General features: G+C 34.5%; 2 protein-coding genes. One reads left to right on the forward strand and one right to left on the reverse strand.

What is annotated here, in order from left to right:
• On the forward strand, positions 1-436 hold a 436-nt coding region (locus H5072_RS20710), incomplete at its 5' end, for an EAL domain-containing protein (RefSeq protein ID WP_182694667.1).
• Between the two features lie 151 nt (positions 437-587).
• Here H5072_RS20710 and H5072_RS20715 read toward each other — a convergent pair.
• The coding region (locus H5072_RS20715) for a diguanylate cyclase (protein ID WP_182694668.1) at positions 588-795 on the reverse strand (208 nt) is incomplete at its 5' end.

Consider the following 795-nt stretch of genomic DNA (forward strand, 5'->3'; position numbering starts at 1 on the left):
TTTTTTAGTTGCGCTTTTAAATAGATACGCAGTTAAACCATACAATGTGCATTTAGAAATAACAGAAACAGTCATGATTAAAAATTTACCGTATTTGTCAAAAGTGATTACGGCCATAAAAAATACTGGAGTGCATATTTCTATTGATGACTTTGGTACCGGGTTTTCTTCTATATCGGTTTTAAAAGAGCTGTCAGTTGATTACATTAAAATAGATAAATCTTATATTGATAACATTTGTGAATGCTCAAAAGATAAAAGTATTGTATCTGCGGTAACTAACATGTCGCATATGATAGGTTGCCAAGTAATAGCGGAGGGCGTAGAAAGCCCAGCTCAGTTAACGTTATTACAAAGCTTACAAATTGATAAGTATCAAGGTTTCATATTCAGTAAACCAGTTAGATTTGCCGACGCGCTTAAACTTATTAGTTAGAGCGCTGACTTTTTCACAAAGTTTGTTTATGTAGGGATGATCCAACAGTGCCGTGCGTTTTGCTTAGCGTTTTCATCATGCTTTGTACATAATCCTGCTACTGAAAAATCAGTCGCTAAAGGTCAATACCCCTAGTAATAATGAACTTTTATTAACTTAATGTATTCACATGAGCCACCTGATTACGCCCTTCATTCTTGGCATGGTAGAGTGCTTTATCTGCTTCATTTATTGCACTCTCAATTGTCGTTTTATTACATTTAATATTTATTACGCCAAAACTTGCCGTTACATTAATTACTTTATCGTTAAAATGAATTGGGTAACTGGCCAGTGCACTTCTTAGTTTTTCGGGAAGA

Source organism: Pseudoalteromonas sp. SR45-5, from assembly GCF_014163565.1.
In the GTDB taxonomy this organism is placed as follows: domain Bacteria; phylum Pseudomonadota; class Gammaproteobacteria; order Enterobacterales; family Alteromonadaceae; genus Pseudoalteromonas; species Pseudoalteromonas distincta.